Annotated in this window: 21 protein-coding genes; 15 read left to right on the top strand and 6 right to left on the bottom strand. The window is 64.4% G+C overall.

The annotated features are described in order from the left end of the window. The first annotated feature begins 261 nt into the window (after positions 1-261). The 5 genes from ccmA (at position 262) to AC5ZGW_RS19065 (ending at position 3,150) form a co-directional block, all read left to right on the top strand. Complete coding sequence (gene ccmA, locus AC5ZGW_RS19085; RefSeq protein WP_130228377.1) at positions 262-864, top strand: heme ABC exporter ATP-binding protein CcmA; 603 nt, start codon at positions 262-264, stop codon at positions 862-864. After that, a complete protein-coding gene (gene ccmB, locus AC5ZGW_RS19080) occupies positions 861-1,529 on the top strand; it encodes a heme exporter protein CcmB (protein ID WP_130228364.1) in 669 nt (222 codons plus the stop codon). The genes ccmA and ccmB overlap by 4 nt, the downstream gene beginning before the upstream one ends. Positions 1,530-1,601: 72 nt before the next feature. Continuing rightward, positions 1,602-2,333 (top strand): heme ABC transporter permease, encoded by a 732-nt coding sequence (locus AC5ZGW_RS19075; protein WP_130228363.1) that lies wholly within the window; start codon positions 1,602-1,604, stop codon positions 2,331-2,333. Further along, the gene (gene ccmD, locus AC5ZGW_RS19070) at positions 2,330-2,512 is read left to right on the top strand and encodes a heme exporter protein CcmD (protein WP_028166223.1); all 183 of its coding nucleotides are present in this window, start codon (positions 2,330-2,332) and stop codon (positions 2,510-2,512) included. The genes AC5ZGW_RS19075 and ccmD overlap by 4 nt, the downstream gene beginning before the upstream one ends. A 44-nt stretch (positions 2,513-2,556) precedes the next feature. After that, positions 2,557-3,150 (top strand): DsbE family thiol:disulfide interchange protein, encoded by a 594-nt coding sequence (locus AC5ZGW_RS19065; protein ID WP_130228362.1) that lies wholly within the window; start codon positions 2,557-2,559, stop codon positions 3,148-3,150. Positions 3,151-3,271: 121 nt separating this feature from the next. Here AC5ZGW_RS19065 and AC5ZGW_RS19060 read toward each other — a convergent pair whose 3' ends face one another. After that, positions 3,272-3,874, bottom strand: coding sequence for a septation protein A (locus AC5ZGW_RS19060; RefSeq protein ID WP_028166221.1), 603 nt, complete (start codon positions 3,872-3,874; stop codon positions 3,272-3,274). Between the two features lie 2 nt (positions 3,875-3,876). Further along, positions 3,877-4,815, bottom strand: coding sequence for a signal recognition particle-docking protein FtsY (gene ftsY, locus AC5ZGW_RS19055; protein ID WP_130228361.1), 939 nt, complete (start codon positions 4,813-4,815; stop codon positions 3,877-3,879). Positions 4,816-4,863: 48 nt separating this feature from the next. Between ftsY and AC5ZGW_RS19050 the strand changes: the two genes are divergently transcribed. After that, complete coding sequence (locus tag AC5ZGW_RS19050) at positions 4,864-5,565, top strand: RluA family pseudouridine synthase (protein WP_165435416.1); 702 nt, start codon at positions 4,864-4,866, stop codon at positions 5,563-5,565. A gap of 105 nt (positions 5,566-5,670) precedes the next feature. On the opposite strand, the gene mtaB is transcribed toward AC5ZGW_RS19050, so the two are convergent. Beyond that, entirely contained in the window at positions 5,671-6,936 is a 1,266-nt protein-coding gene (gene mtaB / locus AC5ZGW_RS19045) for a tRNA (N(6)-L-threonylcarbamoyladenosine(37)-C(2))-methylthiotransferase MtaB (protein WP_130228360.1), read from the bottom strand. Between the two features lies 1 nt (position 6,937). Continuing rightward, a complete protein-coding gene (dapF, locus tag AC5ZGW_RS19040) occupies positions 6,938-7,816 on the bottom strand; it encodes a diaminopimelate epimerase (RefSeq protein WP_130228359.1) in 879 nt (292 codons plus the stop codon). 304 nt (positions 7,817-8,120) lie between these two features. Here dapF and AC5ZGW_RS19035 point away from each other — a divergent pair, with 304 nt between their 5' ends. After that, entirely contained in the window at positions 8,121-8,834 is a 714-nt protein-coding gene (locus AC5ZGW_RS19035) for a GyrI-like domain-containing protein (protein ID WP_463328377.1), read from the top strand. Positions 8,835-8,849: 15 nt separating this feature from the next. Next, positions 8,850-9,545, top strand: coding sequence for an SIMPL domain-containing protein (locus AC5ZGW_RS19030; protein ID WP_130229092.1), 696 nt, complete (start codon positions 8,850-8,852; stop codon positions 9,543-9,545). Positions 9,546-9,593: 48 nt separating this feature from the next. On the opposite strand, the gene AC5ZGW_RS19025 is transcribed toward AC5ZGW_RS19030, so the two are convergent. After that, complete coding sequence (locus AC5ZGW_RS19025) at positions 9,594-10,658, bottom strand: MBL fold metallo-hydrolase (RefSeq protein ID WP_165435491.1); 1,065 nt, start codon at positions 10,656-10,658, stop codon at positions 9,594-9,596. A 465-nt stretch (positions 10,659-11,123) separates the two neighbouring features. Between AC5ZGW_RS19025 and ffh the strand changes: the two genes are divergently transcribed. The 7 genes from ffh to AC5ZGW_RS18990 all read left to right on the top strand — a co-directional run bounded on the left by ffh (position 11,124) and on the right by AC5ZGW_RS18990 (position 17,239). Then, a complete protein-coding gene (ffh, locus tag AC5ZGW_RS19020) occupies positions 11,124-12,671 on the top strand; it encodes a signal recognition particle protein (RefSeq protein ID WP_130229091.1) in 1,548 nt (515 codons plus the stop codon). A gap of 139 nt (positions 12,672-12,810) precedes the next feature. Continuing rightward, a complete protein-coding gene (gene rpsP / locus AC5ZGW_RS19015) occupies positions 12,811-13,143 on the top strand; it encodes a 30S ribosomal protein S16 (RefSeq protein ID WP_130229090.1) in 333 nt (110 codons plus the stop codon). An 18-nt stretch (positions 13,144-13,161) separates the two neighbouring features. Continuing rightward, positions 13,162-13,707, top strand: coding sequence for a ribosome maturation factor RimM (gene rimM, locus AC5ZGW_RS19010; protein ID WP_130229089.1), 546 nt, complete (start codon positions 13,162-13,164; stop codon positions 13,705-13,707). A gap of 141 nt (positions 13,708-13,848) precedes the next feature. Next, positions 13,849-14,571 (top strand): tRNA (guanosine(37)-N1)-methyltransferase TrmD, encoded by a 723-nt coding sequence (trmD, locus tag AC5ZGW_RS19005; protein ID WP_130229088.1) that lies wholly within the window; start codon positions 13,849-13,851, stop codon positions 14,569-14,571. A 107-nt stretch (positions 14,572-14,678) separates the two neighbouring features. Next, entirely contained in the window at positions 14,679-15,068 is a 390-nt protein-coding gene (rplS, locus tag AC5ZGW_RS19000) for a 50S ribosomal protein L19 (RefSeq protein WP_028166210.1), read from the top strand. 455 nt (positions 15,069-15,523) lie between these two features. Then, positions 15,524-16,930: a 3-isopropylmalate dehydratase large subunit gene (leuC, locus tag AC5ZGW_RS18995; protein WP_130229087.1), complete on the top strand. Its 1,407-nt coding sequence runs from the start codon at positions 15,524-15,526 to the stop codon at positions 16,928-16,930. A gap of 99 nt (positions 16,931-17,029) precedes the next feature. Beyond that, on the top strand, positions 17,030-17,239 hold the full coding sequence (locus AC5ZGW_RS18990; RefSeq protein WP_028166208.1) for a hypothetical protein: 210 nt from the start codon (positions 17,030-17,032) through the stop codon (positions 17,237-17,239). Positions 17,240-17,478: 239 nt separating this feature from the next. Here AC5ZGW_RS18990 and AC5ZGW_RS18985 read toward each other — a convergent pair whose 3' ends face one another. Next, a complete protein-coding gene (locus AC5ZGW_RS18985) occupies positions 17,479-17,793 on the bottom strand; it encodes a hypothetical protein (RefSeq protein ID WP_130229086.1) in 315 nt (104 codons plus the stop codon). Positions 17,794-17,833 lie beyond the last annotated feature (40 nt).

Genomic DNA, 17,833 nt, shown 5'->3' with positions numbered 1-17,833 from the left:
GGCAGCGGCGAGGTCGGCTTCCCGCTTGCGGAGGCCGATGGTGTGCTGCATCAAGTTCCGGGGCTTATAGAATCTTTCTAGAAGCGCCGCCACACCGACGAGCGCGCCACAGCCTTGCGCCACCCAAAAATTCTCAACGGCTAGCGAAAGATTTCTTTGAGCATGATCCAAAAAAGTGGGGACCGGTTTTCCCCGCGACAAACGCGAAGCGTCTGCGCGGCGATCGTGCTTGGACAGATCTAGAGGGCCGTGAAGGACATGATGCGGCTCTCAGGACAAAACTTGCGATGCGTGCGGGGCGGCCGCGAAGTGTTTTCCGGATTAGGCTTTGCAGCATCATCCGGCGAAGCGCTTGCCATCACCGGCCCCAACGGCTCGGGCAAGACCTCGCTGTTGCGCGTGATCGCCGGCCTCTTAGTGCCGTCGGACGGCTCGATCACGCTCGATGGCGGCGAGGCCGAACTGACGGTGGCCGAGCAGGCGCACTATCTCGGCCATCGCGACGCGCTGAAGCCGGGCTTAAGCGTGCTCGAAAATCTTTCCTTCTGGCGGGATTTTCTCGGCGGCGAATCGGATGACGCCGGCCGATGCCTCGCCTCCGTCGGTCTTGACCATGCGACCCATCTGCCCGCCGCCTACCTCTCCGCTGGCCAGCGCCGACGGCTGTCGATCGCGCGGCTGCTGGTCGCGCGACGGCCGGTCTGGCTGCTGGACGAACCGACCTCCGCGCTCGACACCAAAGGCCAGGACCTCTTCGTCACTTTGATGCGCGATCATCTCGCAGGCGGCGGCATCCTGATCGCCGCCACCCACACCCCGCTCGGCATCGATGTCGGGGAAATGCGGATGGGGGCCGCGTCATGACCGCGCTCTCGGCACTGATTCGGCGCGACATCCGGATTGCGCTGCGCGTCGGCGGCGGCGCGCTGATCGGCGTGTTGTTCTTCCTCACCGTCACCGTGCTGATGCCGTTCGCGGTCGGGCCGGACCTCGCGCTGCTGACGCGGCTGGGACCCGCGATCCTCTGGCTCGGCGCGCTGCTGGCGAGCCTTCTGACGCTGGACCGGCTGTTCATGGCCGACCACGAGGACGGCTCGCTGGATCTCATCGTGATGAGCCGGACGCCGCTGGAACTCGCCTGCGCGGCGAAGGCGCTGGCGCATTGGCTTGCTGCCGGCCTGCCGCTGATCGTGGCGACGCCCGTGCTCGGGCTGCTGCTCAATCTCGATGGCACCGCGACCTTGGCGGTGGCGCTGACGCTGCTGGCGGGAACCCCCGCGCTCACCTTCACCGGCATGATCGGGGCGGCGCTCGCCGTCACGTTGCACCGCGGCGGGCTGCTGCTGGCCGTGCTCGTGCTGCCGCTATCGATTCCGGTGCTGATTTTCGGCGTCGCGGCCTCGCAAGCCGCGATCACGGGCCCGCTGTCGTTCGGAACCCCATTCTCGATCCTGTGCGCGCTGTCGCTGGTGAGTTTCGTGGTCGGGCCTTTTGCCGCAGCCGCCAGCCTGCGGCATGGGCTGGATTGAGGTCAATCAACTCTTCACGAGAGGTTTTGGGCCAATTGCTTGCGACGCCGGCCGCGACTATCAGAGAAAGCCATGAGCCTGATCGACCTTGCCAACCCCACGAAATTCCTCGCGCTGACCGCGCGCGTGCTGCCGTGGCTGGCGGGCGCGACCGCGATCCTGCTGCTGATAGGGCTCTACCAGTCCGCGATGGCGCCGGACGATTACCAGCAGGGCGCGACAGTCAAGATCATGTTCATCCACGTGCCGAACGCGTGGCTGTCGATGTTCGTCTGGGGCATCATGAGCATCGCCTCGCTCGGCACGCTGGTCTGGCGACATCCGCTCGCTGACGTCGCGGCAAAGGCTGCAGCCCCGATCGGCGCCGCCTTCACCTTCCTCGCCCTCGTCACCGGCTCGCTATGGGGCCGGCCGATGTGGGGGACCTATTGGGAATGGGACGCCCGGCTCACCTCGGTCCTGATCCTGTTTTTGATGTATCTCGGCCTGATCGCGCTGTGGCGCGCGGTGGAGGATCCCTCGCGCGCGGCGCGCGCCGCTGCGGTGCTGACGCTGGTCGGCGCGATCAACATCCCAATCATCAAGTTCTCGGTCGACTGGTGGAACACGCTGCACCAGCCGGCATCCGTGATCCGGATGGGCGGGCCGACGCTGGATAATGCCTTCCTGATTCCGCTCCTGGTGATGGCGGTCGCATTCTCGCTGCTGTTCATCACGCTGCACCTGGCGGCGATGCGGAACGAAATCCTGCGCCGCAGGGTGCGCAGCCTGCAGATGATGCAGGCCAATCAAAAGGCGGCATGATGGCAGCGCTCGGCCCCTACGCCTCCTTCATTGCGACATCCTACGGGCTGGTAGCAGCCGTGGTGGTGCTGCTGATCGTCTGGATCTTTCTCGACTACCGCCAGCAGACGGCGCGGCTGCGCGAACTCGAGGCCAGCGGCATTGTCAGGCGCTCCGGGCGCAGCGCGGCGGAGATCTAGAGCATGATCCGGAAAAGGGGAAATCGGTTTTCCGAAAAGATCTCATGAGCGAACCCATTGCCGAAACCGCGCCGCGGAGCCGGCGCTGGCTGGTGGCGCTGCCGCTGGTGGTCTTTGCCGCCCTCGCCGCGCTATTCCTGCTGCGGCTCTATGGCGGCGATCCCTCGAGGATTCCATCGGCACTGATCGGCCGGCCGGCGCCGCAAACCGCGCTGCCCGCGCTCGAAGGGTTGACCAGAGATGGCGCGCAGGTGCCCGGACTCGATCCCGCCGCCTTCAAGGGCAAGGTCAGCCTCGTCAATGTCTGGGCGTCCTGGTGCGTGCCGTGCCATGACGAAGCGCCGCTCTTGACCGAGCTCGCCAAGGACAACCGGCTGCAGCTCGTCGGCATCAACTACAAGGATGCGCCCGACAACGCCCGCCGCTTCCTCGGCCGCTACGGCAATCCGTTCAGCATCGTCGGCGTCGACGCCAACGGCCGCGCTTCGATCGAATGGGGCGTCTATGGCGTGCCCGAGACCTTCATCGTCGGACGCGAGGGCACCATCGTCTACAAGATGGTCGGACCGGTGACGCCGCAGAATTTCGACAGCGTGCTCAAAGTCGAGATCGAGAAGGCGCTGAAGGCCGGGACGTAGTTTTCTCCGTCATTCCGGGGCGTGCGTAGCACGAGCCCGGAATCCATTGGCCCGCGAGCGCAAATGGCAAAATGGATTCCGGGCTCACGCTACGCGTGCCCCGGAATGACGGGCGGAAAGACTACCCCTTGCTGACGTCCCCGGCCTCCGCCTCGCTCCGTTCCAGCGAGACCGGCTCGAGCTGGTAGCGCTTGATCAGCGGCATCTGGGTGACGGCAAACAGCATCGTCAGCGGCACCATGCCGAACACCTTGAAGGTGACCCAGAAATCGGTGGTCTGGGTGCGCCAGACGATCTCGTTCACCACGGCCATCGCCAGGAACCACAATGCCCAGCGGAAGGTGAGGATGCGCCAGCCATGCGGGGTGAGGTTGAACATCTGATCGAACATGATCGCGATGAAGGAACGGCCGAACAGCAAGCCGCCGCCCAAAATCGCGGCGAACAGCGTGTAGACGATGGTCGGCTTCATCTTGATGAAGGTCTCATCGTGCAGGATCAGCGTCAGCGTGCCGAACACGACGACAACCACCGCCGTGACGATCGCCATCAAGGGCACATGCCGCGTCACGAGGTAAGCCGCGATGATCGCAATCACCACGGCCACCATGAATACGCCGGTGGCGATGAACAGGTTCGACTTGGCATTGACGAAGAAGAAGATGAGCAACGGACCAAGCTCGGTTGCGAGCTTGAACAGAGGATGCGGTGCTTTCTTGTCCATTACTACTCGATCCCTGCGATCGCCCTGGCGAAATCGCGCGCGGTGAAGGGGGCAAGATCATCGACGCCTTCGCCGACGCCGATGAAATGCACCGGCAATTTGTGTTTCTCCGACAGCGCCACCAGAATGCCGCCCCGCGCGGTGCCGTCCAGCTTCGTCATCACGAGGCCGGTGACGCCAGCAGTACGGTGAAAGGCCTCGACCTGCGACAGCGCATTTTGTCCCACCGTGGCGTCGAGGACCAGCAGCACCGCATGCGGCGCCGTGGCATCGACCTTCCGGATCACGCGCACGACCTTTTCGAGCTCGTTCATCAATTCGGCTTTGTTCTGCAGCCGGCCGGCGGTATCGATCAGCAGCAGGTCGAGCTTCTGCTCCTTGGCCGCGCTGAGCGCATTGAAGGCGAGGCTCGCGGAATCCGAACCCTGGGCACCGGCGATGACGGGCGATTTGGTCCGTTCGCCCCAGATCTTGAGCTGCTCGATCGCGGCGGCGCGGAAGGTGTCACCGGCGGCCAGCATTACCTTGCGGCCTTCGGCGGAAAACTTCGCCGCGAGCTTGCCGATGGTCGTGGTCTTGCCGGAGCCGTTGACGCCGACCACGAGGACGACGAATGGTTTTTTCGCCGCATCGATCTCGAGCGGCTGGGCCACCGGCGCCAGCACCTTCTCGACCTCGGTTGCGACCACGGCCTTGACCTCGTCGGCGGAGATCTCCTTGTCGTAGCGTCCGGCGCCGACGGCGTCCGCGATGCGCACGGCGACATCGGTCCCGAGATCGGCGCGCAGCAGCACATCCTCGATATCATCGAGCATGGCGCGGTCGAGCTTGCGCTTGGTGACGAGGCCGGCAACGGCAGTGCCGATCGAACTCGAGGTCCGCTTCAGCCCGTTGGAGAGCCGCTTCCACCAGCTCAGTTTGGGTGCAGTGGTATCGTTCATGGCACGGGTGTGTTAGCCGTTTCGCCCCGCAAACGAAAGTCTCGACGCGTGAACGATGTTCCACAATTGACGCCGGCGGAAATCGAGGCCCGCGTGCTCCATCGCGACGGCCTGATGCTGGTGATCGACAAACCGGCCGGAATTCCGGTGCATCGTGGCCCAAAAGGCGGCGCCAACCTGGAAGCCTCGTTCGACGCGCTGCGTTTCGGCCTGCCGCGGCCGCCGGTGCTCGCCCATCGGCTGGACCGGGACACCTCGGGCTGCCTCGTCCTTGGGCGGCATCGCAAGGCGACCGCCTCGCTTGGCCTGTTGTTCAAGCACGGCAAGATATCAAAGACATATTGGGCCGTGGTCGAAGGCGGACCTGCCGAAGAGCAAGGCACGATCGATCTGCCGCTCGGCCGCAAGAACGCCGAACGCGGCTGGTGGCAGAAGCCGGACCCGGAAGGTCAAAAGGCCGTGACGAACTGGAAAGTCCTCGGCCGCGGCGACGGTCTCGCCTGGCTCGCGATGGAACCGGTCACCGGCCGCACCCATCAATTGCGCGTGCACGCTTCCGCCATGGGCTGGCCGATCTTTGGCGACAACATCTACGGCAACGGCCCGCGCTTCGGCGAGCCGCGCCTGCATCTGCACTCGCGCGAATTGGTGATCCCGATCTCGAAGAACAAGGACCCGGTGCGCGTGATCGCGCCGGCGCCCGAGCACATGCATGAGCGACTGCGGGCGTGCGGGTGGAGTGGGGAGTAGATACAGGGCTCGTCATGGCCGGGCTTGTCCCGGCCATCCACGTCGTGCCGTTTGAGAAAAAAGCAAGACGTGGATGCCCGGGACAAGCCCGGGCATGACGGAGAACTAGATAGTCAGCCTCGCACCATCGTGGCCACTGATCGCAAGCGCCCGCACCGCGCCCGGCGTTTCGCCACTGATCGCGACTGGCAAAAAGTGCTCCGTGCGGCCTTGCCTGTCGCTCTCGATCAGGACCTGACGCGTCGCACCGACTTCGGCGGCAAGCCGCTTGCGCAACGCCGCGTCCCCCACGGCGCGCAGTCGTCGCGCACGTTCCTTGATCTCTCCGCCTGCCACCTGCGGCATTCGGGCGGCCGGTGTGCCCGGGCGCTTGGAATACGGAAACACGTGCAGGAAAGTCAGGTCGCATTCCGCGACCAGATCCTGCGAGCGCGCAAACATGTCTTCCGTCTCGGTCGGAAAGCCCGCGATGATGTCGGCGCCGAACGCCATATCCGGCCGCAGCCGCCGCACCTGCGCGCAGAACGCAATCGCGTCCTGACGCGAGTGCCGCCGCTTCATCCGCTTCAGGATTAGATCGTCACCGGACTGCAGCGACAGATGCAGATGCGGCATCAGCCTGTCATCGTTGCCGATCACGTCGAGCAGATCGCGATCGGCCTCGATGGAGTCGATCGAGGAAATGCGCAGGCGCTGCAACTCCGGCACGTGCTTCAGGATCTGCCGCGTCAATGTGCCCAACTTGGGCGTGCCCGGCAGATCGGCGCCATAGCTGGTGAGGTCAACGCCGGTCAGCACGATCTCGACATGGCCGCGTTCGACCAGCGCGCGGACCTGATCGACCACCGCGCCCATCGGCACCGAGCGCGAATTGCCGCGGCCGAACGGGATGATGCAGAAGGTGCAGCGATGGTCGCAGCCGTTCTGCACCTGCACGAACACCCGCGGCAGGCCCTTCTGAAAACCTTCCAGCAGATGCGGCGCCATTTCCCTGACCGCCATGATATCGGCGACCGCGATCTTCTCGCTCGGTGCGACACCAAGGCCCGCATCGAACACCGCGCGTGCATCCTGCCAGGCTGCGCTTCGCGTCTTCTCATCATTGCCGATGACGCGATCGACTTCCGCCATGTCAGCGAACATCTGCGCTTGGGTCTGCGCCGCGCAGCCGGTGACGACGATGCGCGCTTCGGGGCGCTCGCGCTTCAACCGGCGGATCGATTGGCGCGCCTGCGCCACCGCCTCATTGGTAACCGCGCAGCTATTGATGACGATGGTGTCGGCAAGACCGGCGTTGTCAGCCTCGTGCCGGATCAGCTCCGATTCGAACGCATTCAGGCGACAGCCGAAGGTGATGACGTCGACGGTCATCTCAGGTGACGCTGGCGCTGGCGAACAGCGCAGGATCGAAGCGGCCTTCATATTCGAAGGTCGCCGTCCCCGTCATCAGCACGTGGTCGTCGCGCTCGCGCCATTCGATATTGAGCTTGCCTCCGGGCAGCGTGATCTCGACGGTACGACTGGCGCGCTTCAGCCGCGCCGCCGCCACCGCGGTCGCGCAGGCGGCCGAGCCGCACGCCTTGGTCAGGCCCGCCCCGCGTTCCCAGGTCCGGATCGTGATGTGGTCGGCATCGACGATATGGGCGAGCGTGATGTTGGCGCGCTCCGGAAAGATCGGATGATTTTCCAGAAGCGGCCCGAAGCCGGAAAGGTCATAGGCGTTGACGTCTTCCACCCAGAAGATCGCGTGCGGATTGCCCATGCTGACGACCGAGGGCGAATGCAGGATCGGCGCATCGATCGGTCCGATCTGCAATTCGATATAACGGGTGTCGCGAAACTCCTCGGCCAGCGGAATGTCCTGCCAGCCGAATTTCGGCGTGCCCATGTCGACGGTGTAGAGATCGGGCGCCGGGCCCTGCCAGCAATTGAGCAGCCCCGCCCGGGTCTCGAAGGTGGCGGCGGTCTGCCCGGTCTTCTCGAACACCCGGCGCACCACGCAGCGCATGCCATTGCCGCAGGCGCCGGCTTCCGAGCCGTCATTGTTGTAGATCTTGATAAAGGCTTCCGTCCCCTGCAGCCGCGGCGGCTGCAGCACCATGAGCTGGTCGTAGGGCACGCCGGCCGGGGCGGCCACCGCGCGGGCGTCCTCCGGCGCTACCTGAGCCTTCGAATCACGCATGTCGACCACGACGATCTCGTTGCCGATACCGTTCATCTTGGCGAATGCGTGGTTGGCGAGCGCGCTCATGGAATTTCCCAATTTATGCCTGCCTTATATGGCGAATGACGCCGAATTGGCCAGAGCATGGTCCGGACCCGGAGGGTGGCGCCCCCTGCAAAGCGGCGTCCATTTCCGAAAAAGATCCCGCTCAGACAGAAAGATGCAGCGGAATGATGTCGCGAAACGACGCTATTCATTCCGCACCCGCGGCCGCCCATGGCACAAGTGTCATGGGACGAAAGCGGAACTTGCGTGTTAGGACTATCGCGCCTTGCGGACGTCAGCCGGGACAAAAAGGCGGCCGCTCGGGATGGGGATGGAGAATATCAAGATGATTCGATTCAATGGTTTCCGCGGCGCATTGGTCGCATTGGTCCCGATAATCGCTATTGCCTGGGGCAGCGTGGCGCTGGCGCAAGCGCCGGCTCCAGCCGCCTCGCCTTCGCCGGCACCTTCGGCCTCGCCGGTGCCGCCTGCGCCCGCCCCCACTCCCGCGCCGCCGCCGGCCGAGACCAAATCGCCGGCCGACGCCCCTTCAACCGCCCAGAGTCCGACGCCCCCGGCCTCCGCGCCGGTGCAGACGGCCGACCCCTTCGGCGAGGAGTTCACGCTGGAGCCGAAGAAGGTTGTCATGGTGAAGGGCTCCGCCAACTGGGACTCGGCGTTCGACTCCCTGACCGATTCGCTGAAGGCGCTGACGGCGCTGCTTGAGAAGCAGAACATCAAGCCGACAGGCAATGCGATGATCGTCTACACCTCGACCGACGACACCGGCTTCACCTTCATCGCGGAAATCCCTGTCGACCAGGAGGTGAAGAACCTCGGCAAGAACATGAGCATGGGCAACTCGCCTGACGGCAAAGCCTTGAAGTTCGTCCACCGCGGATCCTACGACAATATGGACAACACCTACGAGGCGATCACCAATCACCTCGACGACAAGAAACTCGAAGCAAAAGACACCTTTATCGAGGAATACACCACCGATCCGCTGAAGACGGCGGAAGACAAGCTGGTGATCAACGTCTACGTCCCCCTGAAGTGAAGTGAAGTGAAGCGAATGAAACAGCTCGTTGCCCTCGCGGCGCTGGCGCTGGCGGCATCGCCTGCCCTGGCGCAGACGGTCCCGCCTCCTGCGATTTCCGTCAACGGCGAAGCCACCATCTCGGCAGCGCCCGACCAGGCCGAGATCGACGCCGGCGTAACCTCGGAAGCCAAGACCGCGCGCGAGGCGTCCGACATCAACAACGCCGCAATGGGCAAGGTGCTGCTGGCGCTGAAAGGCGCCGGCATCGATGAGAAGGACTACCAGACCTCGCGATTGTCGCTGCAGCCGCAATATCCGTCGGCGCAAAGCCGGCCCGGACCGGCAACGATTTCCGGCTATCGCGCCACCAATCGCGTGATCATCAAGGTGCGCGACATCACCAAGATCGCGGGCCTGATCGATGTCCTGGTTGGCGCCGGCGCCAATGAGATCGGCGGTATCGGCTTCTTGGTCTCGCAGGCGTCAAAACTGCTCGATGACGCACGCGAAAAGGCCGTCGCCGACGCGCGTCGCAAGGCGGAAATCTACGCCAGGGCGGCCGGCGTCACGCTTGGCGATGCACTCAGCGTCACGGAAGGCGGACCGCCGACGCCCCTCTTCCGCGGCAAGATGGCCGCGCCAATGGCAGCCGCAGCGCCGGTTGCGCCGGGCGAGGAGACGCTGTCGGTCTCGGTGAACGTGTCCTGGGCGATCAAGCCGAAGCAGTAAGCAAGCCGAACCAATTGGGCTGTCGTCCCGCGCTCGGCCGGGACGACGTTAGATCTCGAACACCTGTCCCGGCTTCAGGACCGCGAATTTGTCCCGCGGCACTTCCGCCTGGTCCAGGGCCTCGCCGAGCGCGATCACCGGCGCATCGATGGCCTCATCGGTCAGCTGGAACGTGCCGTGGTGATGCGCCAGCGCCTGCGCGGCGCCGCAATCGGCCAGCGCCTTCACCGCATCTTCCGGATTCATGTGCTGGTCACGCATGAACCAGCGCGGCTCATAGGCGCCGATCGGCAGGATCGCGAGGCGCAGCGGGCCGTGCGCCTCGGCGACACGGCGAAAATGCCCGCCATCGCCATAGCCGGAATCGCAGACGATGTAGAGCTTGCCAACCGGCGTCTCCAGCACGAAGCTCGCCCACAGCGCCTTGTTGCGGTCGAGCAGCCCACGCGCCGACCAGTGCCGGGTCGGCACCAGCGTCACCGCGAGGCCGTTGCCAAGCTCGACACGATCCTGCCAGTCGAACGCTTCGGCTTTGATCGCGCGATCCGCCTCGCGCATGGTGACGTCGTTGCCGAGCGGCGTGACCACGCGCGGCGAGAACTTCGCCGCCAGCTTCGACAGCGTCGCGATATCGAGATGATCGTAATGGCCGTGCGATACCAGCACGACATCGATCTCGGGCAGCGCCTCGAAGGCGATGCCGGGATCATTGCGTCGCTTCGGTCCCGCCCAGGAGAACGGCGAGGCGCGCATCGACCACACCGGGTCGACCAGTATATTGAGACCGGCGGCCTGGATCAGCCAGCTCACATGGCCGACAAAGGACAGCCGCACCTTGTCGCCCTCGACCCGCGGCGGCGGCGTATCGGCGTGAGGACTTGGCACCCAGTCCGGCCAGGCCACGCGCTTCCGCTCGCCGTCGAACTGCCAGCGCAGCACCTCAGCCAGTTTCTTGGGCGGCGCGCCGTGCGGATCGAAGAAGCGCAAGCCATCGAAATGATCGGAGACGGGGCCGTCATAGGTCTTCATGCGGTCGATCCAAGCAGACGGCACGCCCACTACGGCGGCAGTACCGGCGAGCAGTCCAAAAATGCGGCGACGGGTGATGGGCACGGGCCTGTATCACGGGTAGTGACGTGGGAATTTATATGGCGGTGAGTACATAAATCGGAACCGATGACCGAAACATAAGTACTTTCATGTCTTTACGGGTTCAATTCGGATCACCTCACCCGACTTTTCCTTGACTTTCGGCCCCAGTGGGGGTTTAACGCCGCCACTTTCTCGGAAAGATCGTTCTTTTCGACCCGCCGACCGGCCCATCGAGACCGGAGGTCAACGCCCGACAGCGCTGTGCGCCCTCGGGCGCGAAAGTGTTTGGAAGACCGTCTTTTGGCAGATCGTCTTGGCGTTCTGCGTCGGGACACCTAGGTGGTCATCACCCGCGAAGGCGGGTGATCCAGTAACCGGCCGCGTTCGTTTTGATGCGAGGTCCCGGCGTACTGGATACCCCGCCTTCGCGGGGTATGACGGACAAAGAGTTAAGGCAGCGCCTATAACAGGCAAAGGACAACGGCATTGTTCGACAATCTGTCGGAAAAGCTTGGTGGCATCCTTGATCGGCTGACAGGGCGCGGTGCACTCACCGAAAAGGATGTCGACGCCGCGATGCGCGAAGTGCGCCGCGCGCTGCTCGAGGCCGACGTCGCGCTCGAGGTTGTCAGGAGTTTCATCGAGCGCGTGCGCGAGCAAGCGGTCGGCGCCACCGTCGTCAAGTCGGTCACGCCAGGCCAGATGGTGGTCAAGATCGTCCATGACGAGCTGGTCGCCACGCTCGGTTCCGACGGCCAGACCATCGACCTCAACACGGTGCCGCCGGTTCCGATCATGATGGTCGGCCTGCAGGGTTCCGGTAAAACGACCACCACCGCAAAGCTCGCCCGCCGCATGGTCCAGCGCGACAAGCGCAAGGTGCTGATGGCGTCGCTCGACGTCTATCGTCCGGCGGCGATGGAGCAATTGGCCGTGCTCGGCCGCGACCTCGACATCCCGACGCTGCCGATCGTCGCCGGCCAGAAGCCGCCACAGATCGCACGGCGCGCGATCGAGGCCGGCAAGCTCGGCGGCTATGACGTCGTGCTGCTCGACACCGCGGGCCGCACCACACTCGACGAAGAGATGATGCAAGAGGCGGCCGAGATCAAAGCCGCCACCAATCCGCATGAAGTGCTCCTGGTCGCGGACTCCCTGACCGGCCAGGACGCGGTCAATCTCGCGCGCTCGTTCGACCAGCGCGTCGGGCTGACCGGCATCGTGCTGACGCGCGTCGACGGCGATGGCCGCGGCGGCGCCGCGCTGTCGATGCGCGCGGTGACCGGCAAGCCGATCAAGCTGATCGGTACCGGCGAAAAGACCGACGCGCTGGAGGACTTCCATCCGAGCCGCATCGCCGGCCGCATCCTCGGCATGGGCGACGTGGTGTCGCTGGTCGAGCGTGCCGCCGCCAACATCGATGCGGAGAAGGCCGCGCGCACCGCCGAGCGGATGCGCAAGGGCCAGTTCGACCTCAACGACATGCGCGAGCAGCTCATGCAGATGGCGAATATGGGCGGCATCAGCGGCCTGATGGGCATGATGCCCGGCATTGCGAGGATGAAGAACCAGATCGCCGCCGCCGGGATCGACGACAAGATCCTGAAGCGCCAGGTCGCGATCATCGATTCGATGACGCGGCAGGAGCGCAAGAACCCGGACATCCTCAAGGCCAGCCGCAAGAAGCGCATCGCCGCAGGCGCAGGGCAGAACGTCGAGCAGGTCAACAAGCTGCTCAAGATGCACCGGAACATGTCCGACATGATGAAGGCCATGGGTTCGGGCAAACGCGGCCCGCTCGCCGGCATCGCGCAGGCGATGGGTTTTGGCGGCGGCATGAAGCCACCTTCGCCGGAAGAGATGAAGGCGTTGGCCGAGAAGATGCAGGGCGCGCCCGGTGGCGGCCTGCCAAACCTGCCGAAGGAACTCCCCGTCGGGCTGCGCCAGGGCCTGCCGAACGTGCCAGGGCTCACCGGCCTCAGCGGCAAGCCGACACTGCCGGGCCTCGGCGGCTTTCCGGGGAAGAAGAAATGACGTCTCTCGTCATTGCGAGGAGCGAAGCGACGAAGCAATCCACGCCTCCACATGCGGCGCTATGGATTGCTTCGCTTGCGCTCGCAATGACGGCGTAACTGACCAATATCCAAATCAAACCATTCATCAGGAGAACTAAATGTCTGTCGTTATCCGTCTTGCGCGCGCCGGCACCAAGAAGCGTCCGGTCTATCACGTCGTCGTCGCCGACTCGCGCTTTCCGCGCGACGGCCGCTTCATCGAGCGGCTCGGCCACTTCAATCCGCTGCTGCCGAAGGACAGCGAGGCGCGGCTGAAGCTCGACATGGACAAGGTGAAGGCCTGGCTCGCCAAGGGCGCGCAGCCGTCGGACCGCGTCACCCGCTTCCTCGATGCGGCCGGCGTCGTGAAGCGCGCGCCGCGCAACAACCCGGAAAAGGCCGTGCCGCGCAAGGAGCGGAAGGCCCAGGCCGAAGCCGCCGCGAAGGCGTAAGCTTTTCGGCGCACGACGGTGTCCACACCGGTTTGCGTCGCTCGGATCGGCGCTGCGCATGGCGTGCGCGGCGCCGTTAAGCTTTGGACCTTCACCGAAGACCCGCTGGCCGTGAAGCATTACGGCCCGCTGACGACCAAGGACGGCACGCGCCAGTTCGAGGTCGCGCATGTCCGCGAGGCGAAGGATCATCTGGTCGCGACGTTCAAGGACGTATCTACGCGCGAAGAGGCCGAGCGGCTGAACGGGCTCGAGCTCTACGTTCCGCGCGAGCGATTGCCCGAAACGGACGACGACGAATACTACCACGCCGATCTGATCGGCCTTGCCGCTGTCACGACCGCCGACCAGCCGCTTGGCAAGGTCGTTGCGATCCATAATTTCGGCGCCGGCGACATCATCGAAATCGCACCGCCGCAGGGCGCGACCATGATGCTGCCGTTCACCAACGCAGTGGTGCCGACCGTCGATCTCGCCGCCGGACGGGTCGTCGTCGAATTGCCTGAAGAGATTGACGGCGAGGAACCCTCCTCGAGTCGTCCCCGCGAAGGCGGGGACCTATAACCACAGCTATCCGTCGTTGCATTGGCTGGTGCGACAGCTACTCGCACCATAGGCGCCTGGGGCTATCGGTCCCGGCCTTCGCCGGGACGACGATCTACGCAACGTCTCGACCTCATGGTTGTGGTACCGTAACGGAACCCGATGACCGATCTGACCATATGGCGCGCCACCGTCCTGACCCTGTTCCCGGAGATGTTTCCCGGGCCGCTCGGCGTCAGCCTTGCCGGCAGAGCACTCGCCTCCGGGCTATGGGCTCTGGAAACGCGGGACATCAGGGATTCTGCGACCGACAGGCACCGCAGCGTGGACGACACCCCCGCCGGCGGCGGGCCGGGCATGGTGCTCCGTGCCGACATCCTGGCCGCCGCCATCGATGCCACCGAGATCGCGCCGAACCGGCCACGGCTCTTAATGAGCCCGCGCGGTCGGCCACTGACCCAGTCCCTGGTTGCGGAACTCGCGTCCGGCCCAGGTCCCCTCATCGTCTGCGGCCGTTTCGAGGGGGTCGATGAGCGGGTAATCGAGGCGCGCGGCCTTCAGGAGGTCTCGATCGGGGATTATGTGCTCTCGGGCGGAGAAATCGCCGCCATGGCCCTGATTGACGCCTGCGTGCGGCTGTTGCCGGGGGTGATGGGCAAGCAGGCCTCCGGGGAGGACGAAAGCTTCTCAGAAGGACTACTGGAATACCCTCAATTTACCCGCCCGCAGGAGTTCGAGGGCCGGCCGATCCCGGAAATCCTCACGTCAGGCGATCATGCCAAGGTTGCAGCTTGGCGTCAGGCCCAATCCGAGGCTCTGACCCGGGCCAGGCGGCCGGACTTATGGGCCGCGCGGCACGGCACAAAAAACACGACAGACGGGTGACAAAGCCTCCGCTTTGCCTTATAGGAGCGCCCAAATCCGCAATCAGGATAGACCGAATTCTTGCGCAGCCCGCGTCGGTGCTGGGCGCGCCTCCGATGGAGATTTCAATGAACCTCATCCAGCAGCTCGAAAAAGAGCAGTACGACAAGCTCGCTGCGACCAAACAGATCCCGGAATTCGCGCCCGGCGACACCGTAATCGTCAACGTCAAGGTGGTCGAAGGCGATCGCACCCGCGTGCAGGCCTATGAAGGCGTCTGCATCGGCCGTTCGGGCTCCGGCCTCAACGAGAGCTTCACGGTGCGCAAGATCTCCTATGGCGAGGGCGTGGAGCGCGTCTTCCCAGTGATGTCGCCGATGATCGACTCGATCAAGGTGGTGCGCCGCGGCAAGGTGCGTCGCGCCAAGCTTTATTATCTGCGCGGCCTGCGCGGCAAATCTGCCCGCATCGTCGAGAAGCAGGACAAGCAGGATCGCGCCGCCGCGGTCAACGAGTAATCCCATCCGACCAACTCGGATGCGACCAAGAGCGCGGGGCCGGTCCCCGCGCCTTTTTTGTTACCGCCGTCACAGCGGATGCTGGCGTCACCCCTCATCCTGAGGAGCGCGGAACGCGCGTCCCGAAGGATGAGGCCCCGCCGGTGGCGGGCTCCTCAGGGTGAAGGTCACTTAATCGCGCATATGGCGCATCCTGACGCGCGTTGAAAGCACTCGCGATTCCGGATTGGCCTGCTATATATTTGTAGAATGGTTCCAGATCAGACCAGCATCGAGCCCATCAAGCGCGTCGTGATCGACGATCGCTCGCGGCTGCCTGGCCGGTTCTTCGGGCGCTTTGCGACCTCGGCGACGTCGGAGCTTACGCGCGCAGCTTGATGCTGCGCCGTCCCTTCGTTTGCCCCGGCGCCTAACCGCGCCGATCCGCTATCACAACATCGCTGGAGCTGATGCTCATGTCCAAACCGATCACCCTGTATGACAAGATCTGGAACGACCATCTGGTGCACGAAGCCGAAGACGGCACCTGCCTGATCTATATCGACCGCCATCTGGTGCACGAAGTCACCTCGCCGCAGGCGTTCGAAGGCCTGCGCACCGCTGGCCGCAAGGTCCACGCGCCGCAAAAGACGCTGGCCGTCGTCGACCATAACGTGCCGACCACCGACCGCACCAAGCCAAACCCCGACCCTGAAAGCATCGAGCAGATCAAGGCGCTGGCCGAGAACGCCAAGGAATTCGGCATCGAATATTACAACGAGTTCGACAAGCGCCAGGGCATCGTCCACGTCATCGGCCCCGAGCAGGGCTTCACCCTGCCCGGCACCACCATCGTCTGCGGTGACAGCCACACCTCGACGCATGGCGCGTTCGGCGCACTCGCGCACGGCATCGGCACGTCCGAAGTCGAGCATGTGCTCGCGACGCAGACGCTGATCCAGAAGAAAGCCAAGAACATGCGCGTCACCGTCGACGGCAAATTGCCCGAAGGCGTGACCGGCAAGGACATCATCCTCGCCATCATCGGCGAGATCGGCACCGCCGGCGGCACCGGCTACGTGCTGGAATATGCCGGCGAGGCGATCCGCGCACTGTCGATGGAAGGCCGCATGACCGTCTGCAACATGTCGATCGAAGGCGGCGCGCGCGCCGGCCTGGTCGCGCCCGACGAGAAGGCGTTCGACTTCCTGCGCGGTCGTCCGAAGGCACCGAAGGCCGAGGCCTGGGATGCGGCGCTGCGCTATTGGGAGACGCTGCGTTCCGACGAGGGCGCGCATTTCGATCACGAACTCCGGCTGGACGCAGCGAAGCTGCCGCCGATCGTGACCTGGGGCACCTCGCCGGAGGATGTCATCTCGGTTACCGGTTTCGTGCCAGATCCCGACAAGATCGCGGACGAGGCCAAGCGTCTCTCCAAGCATCGCGCGCTGAAATATATGGGCCTGACAGCGGGCACGAAGATCACCGACATCAAGCTCGACCGCGTCTTCATCGGCTCCTGCACCAACGGCCGCATCGAGGATCTGCGCGCCGCGGCCAAGATCGCTGAAGGCAAGACGGTGAATGCCAACGTCAACGCCATGATCGTGCCGGGCTCCGGCATCGTGAAGGAGCAGGCGGAGGCGGAAGGTCTCGACAAGATCTTCATCAAGGCCGGCTTTGAGTGGCGCGAGCCGGGCTGCTCGATGTGCCTTGCCATGAACCCGGACAAGCTGAAGCCGGAGGAGCGCTGCGCCTCCACCTCGAACCGCAACTTCGAGGGACGCCAGGGCTTCAAGGGCCGCACCCATTTGGTGTCGCCGGCAATGGCGGCCGCCGCGGCAATCGCCGGCCACTTCGTCGACGTGAGGGACTGGCGCTAACCGCCTTCGTTCAAGCTCGATCGATCCCGGAAACGCCTCGTTAAGCGACGAGGCGCAAACTTGCTCCTTGCGAATGCATCGTTTCGCAAGGAGCCAGCCATGGCCGACAAGCGCGAATATGTCGATATGATCAGCGAGGCGACGCGCCAGAGCCGGCGCCGAACCATGCCGCGCGTGATCGATCCAATGCCGCAGGCGAAAGAGACCTCGCGCCTCAGCCACTGGCCGCCGGACCGCTGGGCGCAATGGCGGGTGGAGAATCTGACGCCGTGGAAGCTGAAGTCCTGGAAGTTCAGGGACTGGGACTGATGCACCGCACCGATTTGAGAGGTCGATTTCGCGACTGACTTGTCACGCCCGGGCTTGACCCCGGGCGTCCACATCTCCTGCGGTTCGCTGCTACGTGCCCAACGATGATTGCGCCGCGTCAGCGGCGCGTCGTCGCGCATGTTCGGTCGCTCCTGTCACGACGTCAGAGATAACGAAGTGAACGCCCTATAATACGAAGCGTGCGACGCGGTCGCCCTCTGCTGGGAGGCTTTCCGTCTTCACCACCACCACGGGTCATGCCGGAAGCCGAATGCGTACGGGACCAGCCTGTCATATGGATATGGTCGGAAGTAGTAAGGCTCCGTGTAAGTGCGAACGTAAGGCTGATAGGGCCTGTAATAGAAGCCCGCATAGGACCGATCAACGTTTCGGTAGTATGGCCTGTAGCGGCGGGCGCTGAGATCCGTGGCTTTGCCTGTGTCGGCCGTTTCCGTGACGATCCGCTGCTGCGCTGCTGCCCTCGTCGTCAGCGACGGCGTTGATGCCAATGCCAATACACCGACGACGAGCGCGATACCGATCCAACTTTTCATGACAGGACTCCTTGAAGCAATCGGGCGGGCGATAAGGAAG

The sequence above is a fragment of the Bradyrhizobium sp. Crot121 genome (assembly GCF_059512385.1).
Note: the sequence above shows the minus strand (reverse complement) of the source record. Positions and strands in the feature narration are given on the sequence as shown.

Bases quoted from the DNA above. Each gene is read 5' to 3' on its own strand.
- ccmA (WP_130228377.1), top strand. From the start codon at position 262: ATGCGGCTCTCAGGACAAAACTTGCGATGCGTGCGGGGCGGCCGCGAA.
- ccmB (WP_130228364.1), top strand. From the start codon at position 861: ATGACCGCGCTCTCGGCACTGATTCGGCGCGACATCCGGATTGCGCTG.
- AC5ZGW_RS19075 (WP_130228363.1), top strand. From the start codon at position 1,602: ATGAGCCTGATCGACCTTGCCAACCCCACGAAATTCCTCGCGCTGACC.
- ccmD (WP_028166223.1), top strand. From the start codon at position 2,330: ATGATGGCAGCGCTCGGCCCCTACGCCTCCTTCATTGCGACATCCTAC.
- AC5ZGW_RS19065 (WP_130228362.1), top strand. From the start codon at position 2,557: ATGAGCGAACCCATTGCCGAAACCGCGCCGCGGAGCCGGCGCTGGCTG.
- AC5ZGW_RS19060 (WP_028166221.1), bottom strand. From the start codon at position 3,874: ATGGACAAGAAAGCACCGCATCCTCTGTTCAAGCTCGCAACCGAGCTT.
- ftsY (WP_130228361.1), bottom strand. From the start codon at position 4,815: ATGAACGATACCACTGCACCCAAACTGAGCTGGTGGAAGCGGCTCTCC.
- mtaB (WP_130228360.1), bottom strand. From the start codon at position 6,936: ATGACCGTCGACGTCATCACCTTCGGCTGTCGCCTGAATGCGTTCGAA.
- dapF (WP_130228359.1), bottom strand. From the start codon at position 7,816: ATGAGCGCGCTCGCCAACCACGCATTCGCCAAGATGAACGGTATCGGC.
- AC5ZGW_RS19035 (WP_463328377.1), top strand. From the start codon at position 8,121: ATGATTCGATTCAATGGTTTCCGCGGCGCATTGGTCGCATTGGTCCCG.
- AC5ZGW_RS19030 (WP_130229092.1), top strand. From the start codon at position 8,850: ATGAAACAGCTCGTTGCCCTCGCGGCGCTGGCGCTGGCGGCATCGCCT.
- rpsP (WP_130229090.1), top strand. From the start codon at position 12,811: ATGTCTGTCGTTATCCGTCTTGCGCGCGCCGGCACCAAGAAGCGTCCG.
- trmD (WP_130229088.1), top strand. From the start codon at position 13,849: ATGACCGATCTGACCATATGGCGCGCCACCGTCCTGACCCTGTTCCCG.
- rplS (WP_028166210.1), top strand. From the start codon at position 14,679: ATGAACCTCATCCAGCAGCTCGAAAAAGAGCAGTACGACAAGCTCGCT.
- leuC (WP_130229087.1), top strand. From the start codon at position 15,524: ATGTCCAAACCGATCACCCTGTATGACAAGATCTGGAACGACCATCTG.
- AC5ZGW_RS18990 (WP_028166208.1), top strand. From the start codon at position 17,030: ATGGCCGACAAGCGCGAATATGTCGATATGATCAGCGAGGCGACGCGC.
- AC5ZGW_RS18985 (WP_130229086.1), bottom strand. From the start codon at position 17,793: ATGAAAAGTTGGATCGGTATCGCGCTCGTCGTCGGTGTATTGGCATTG.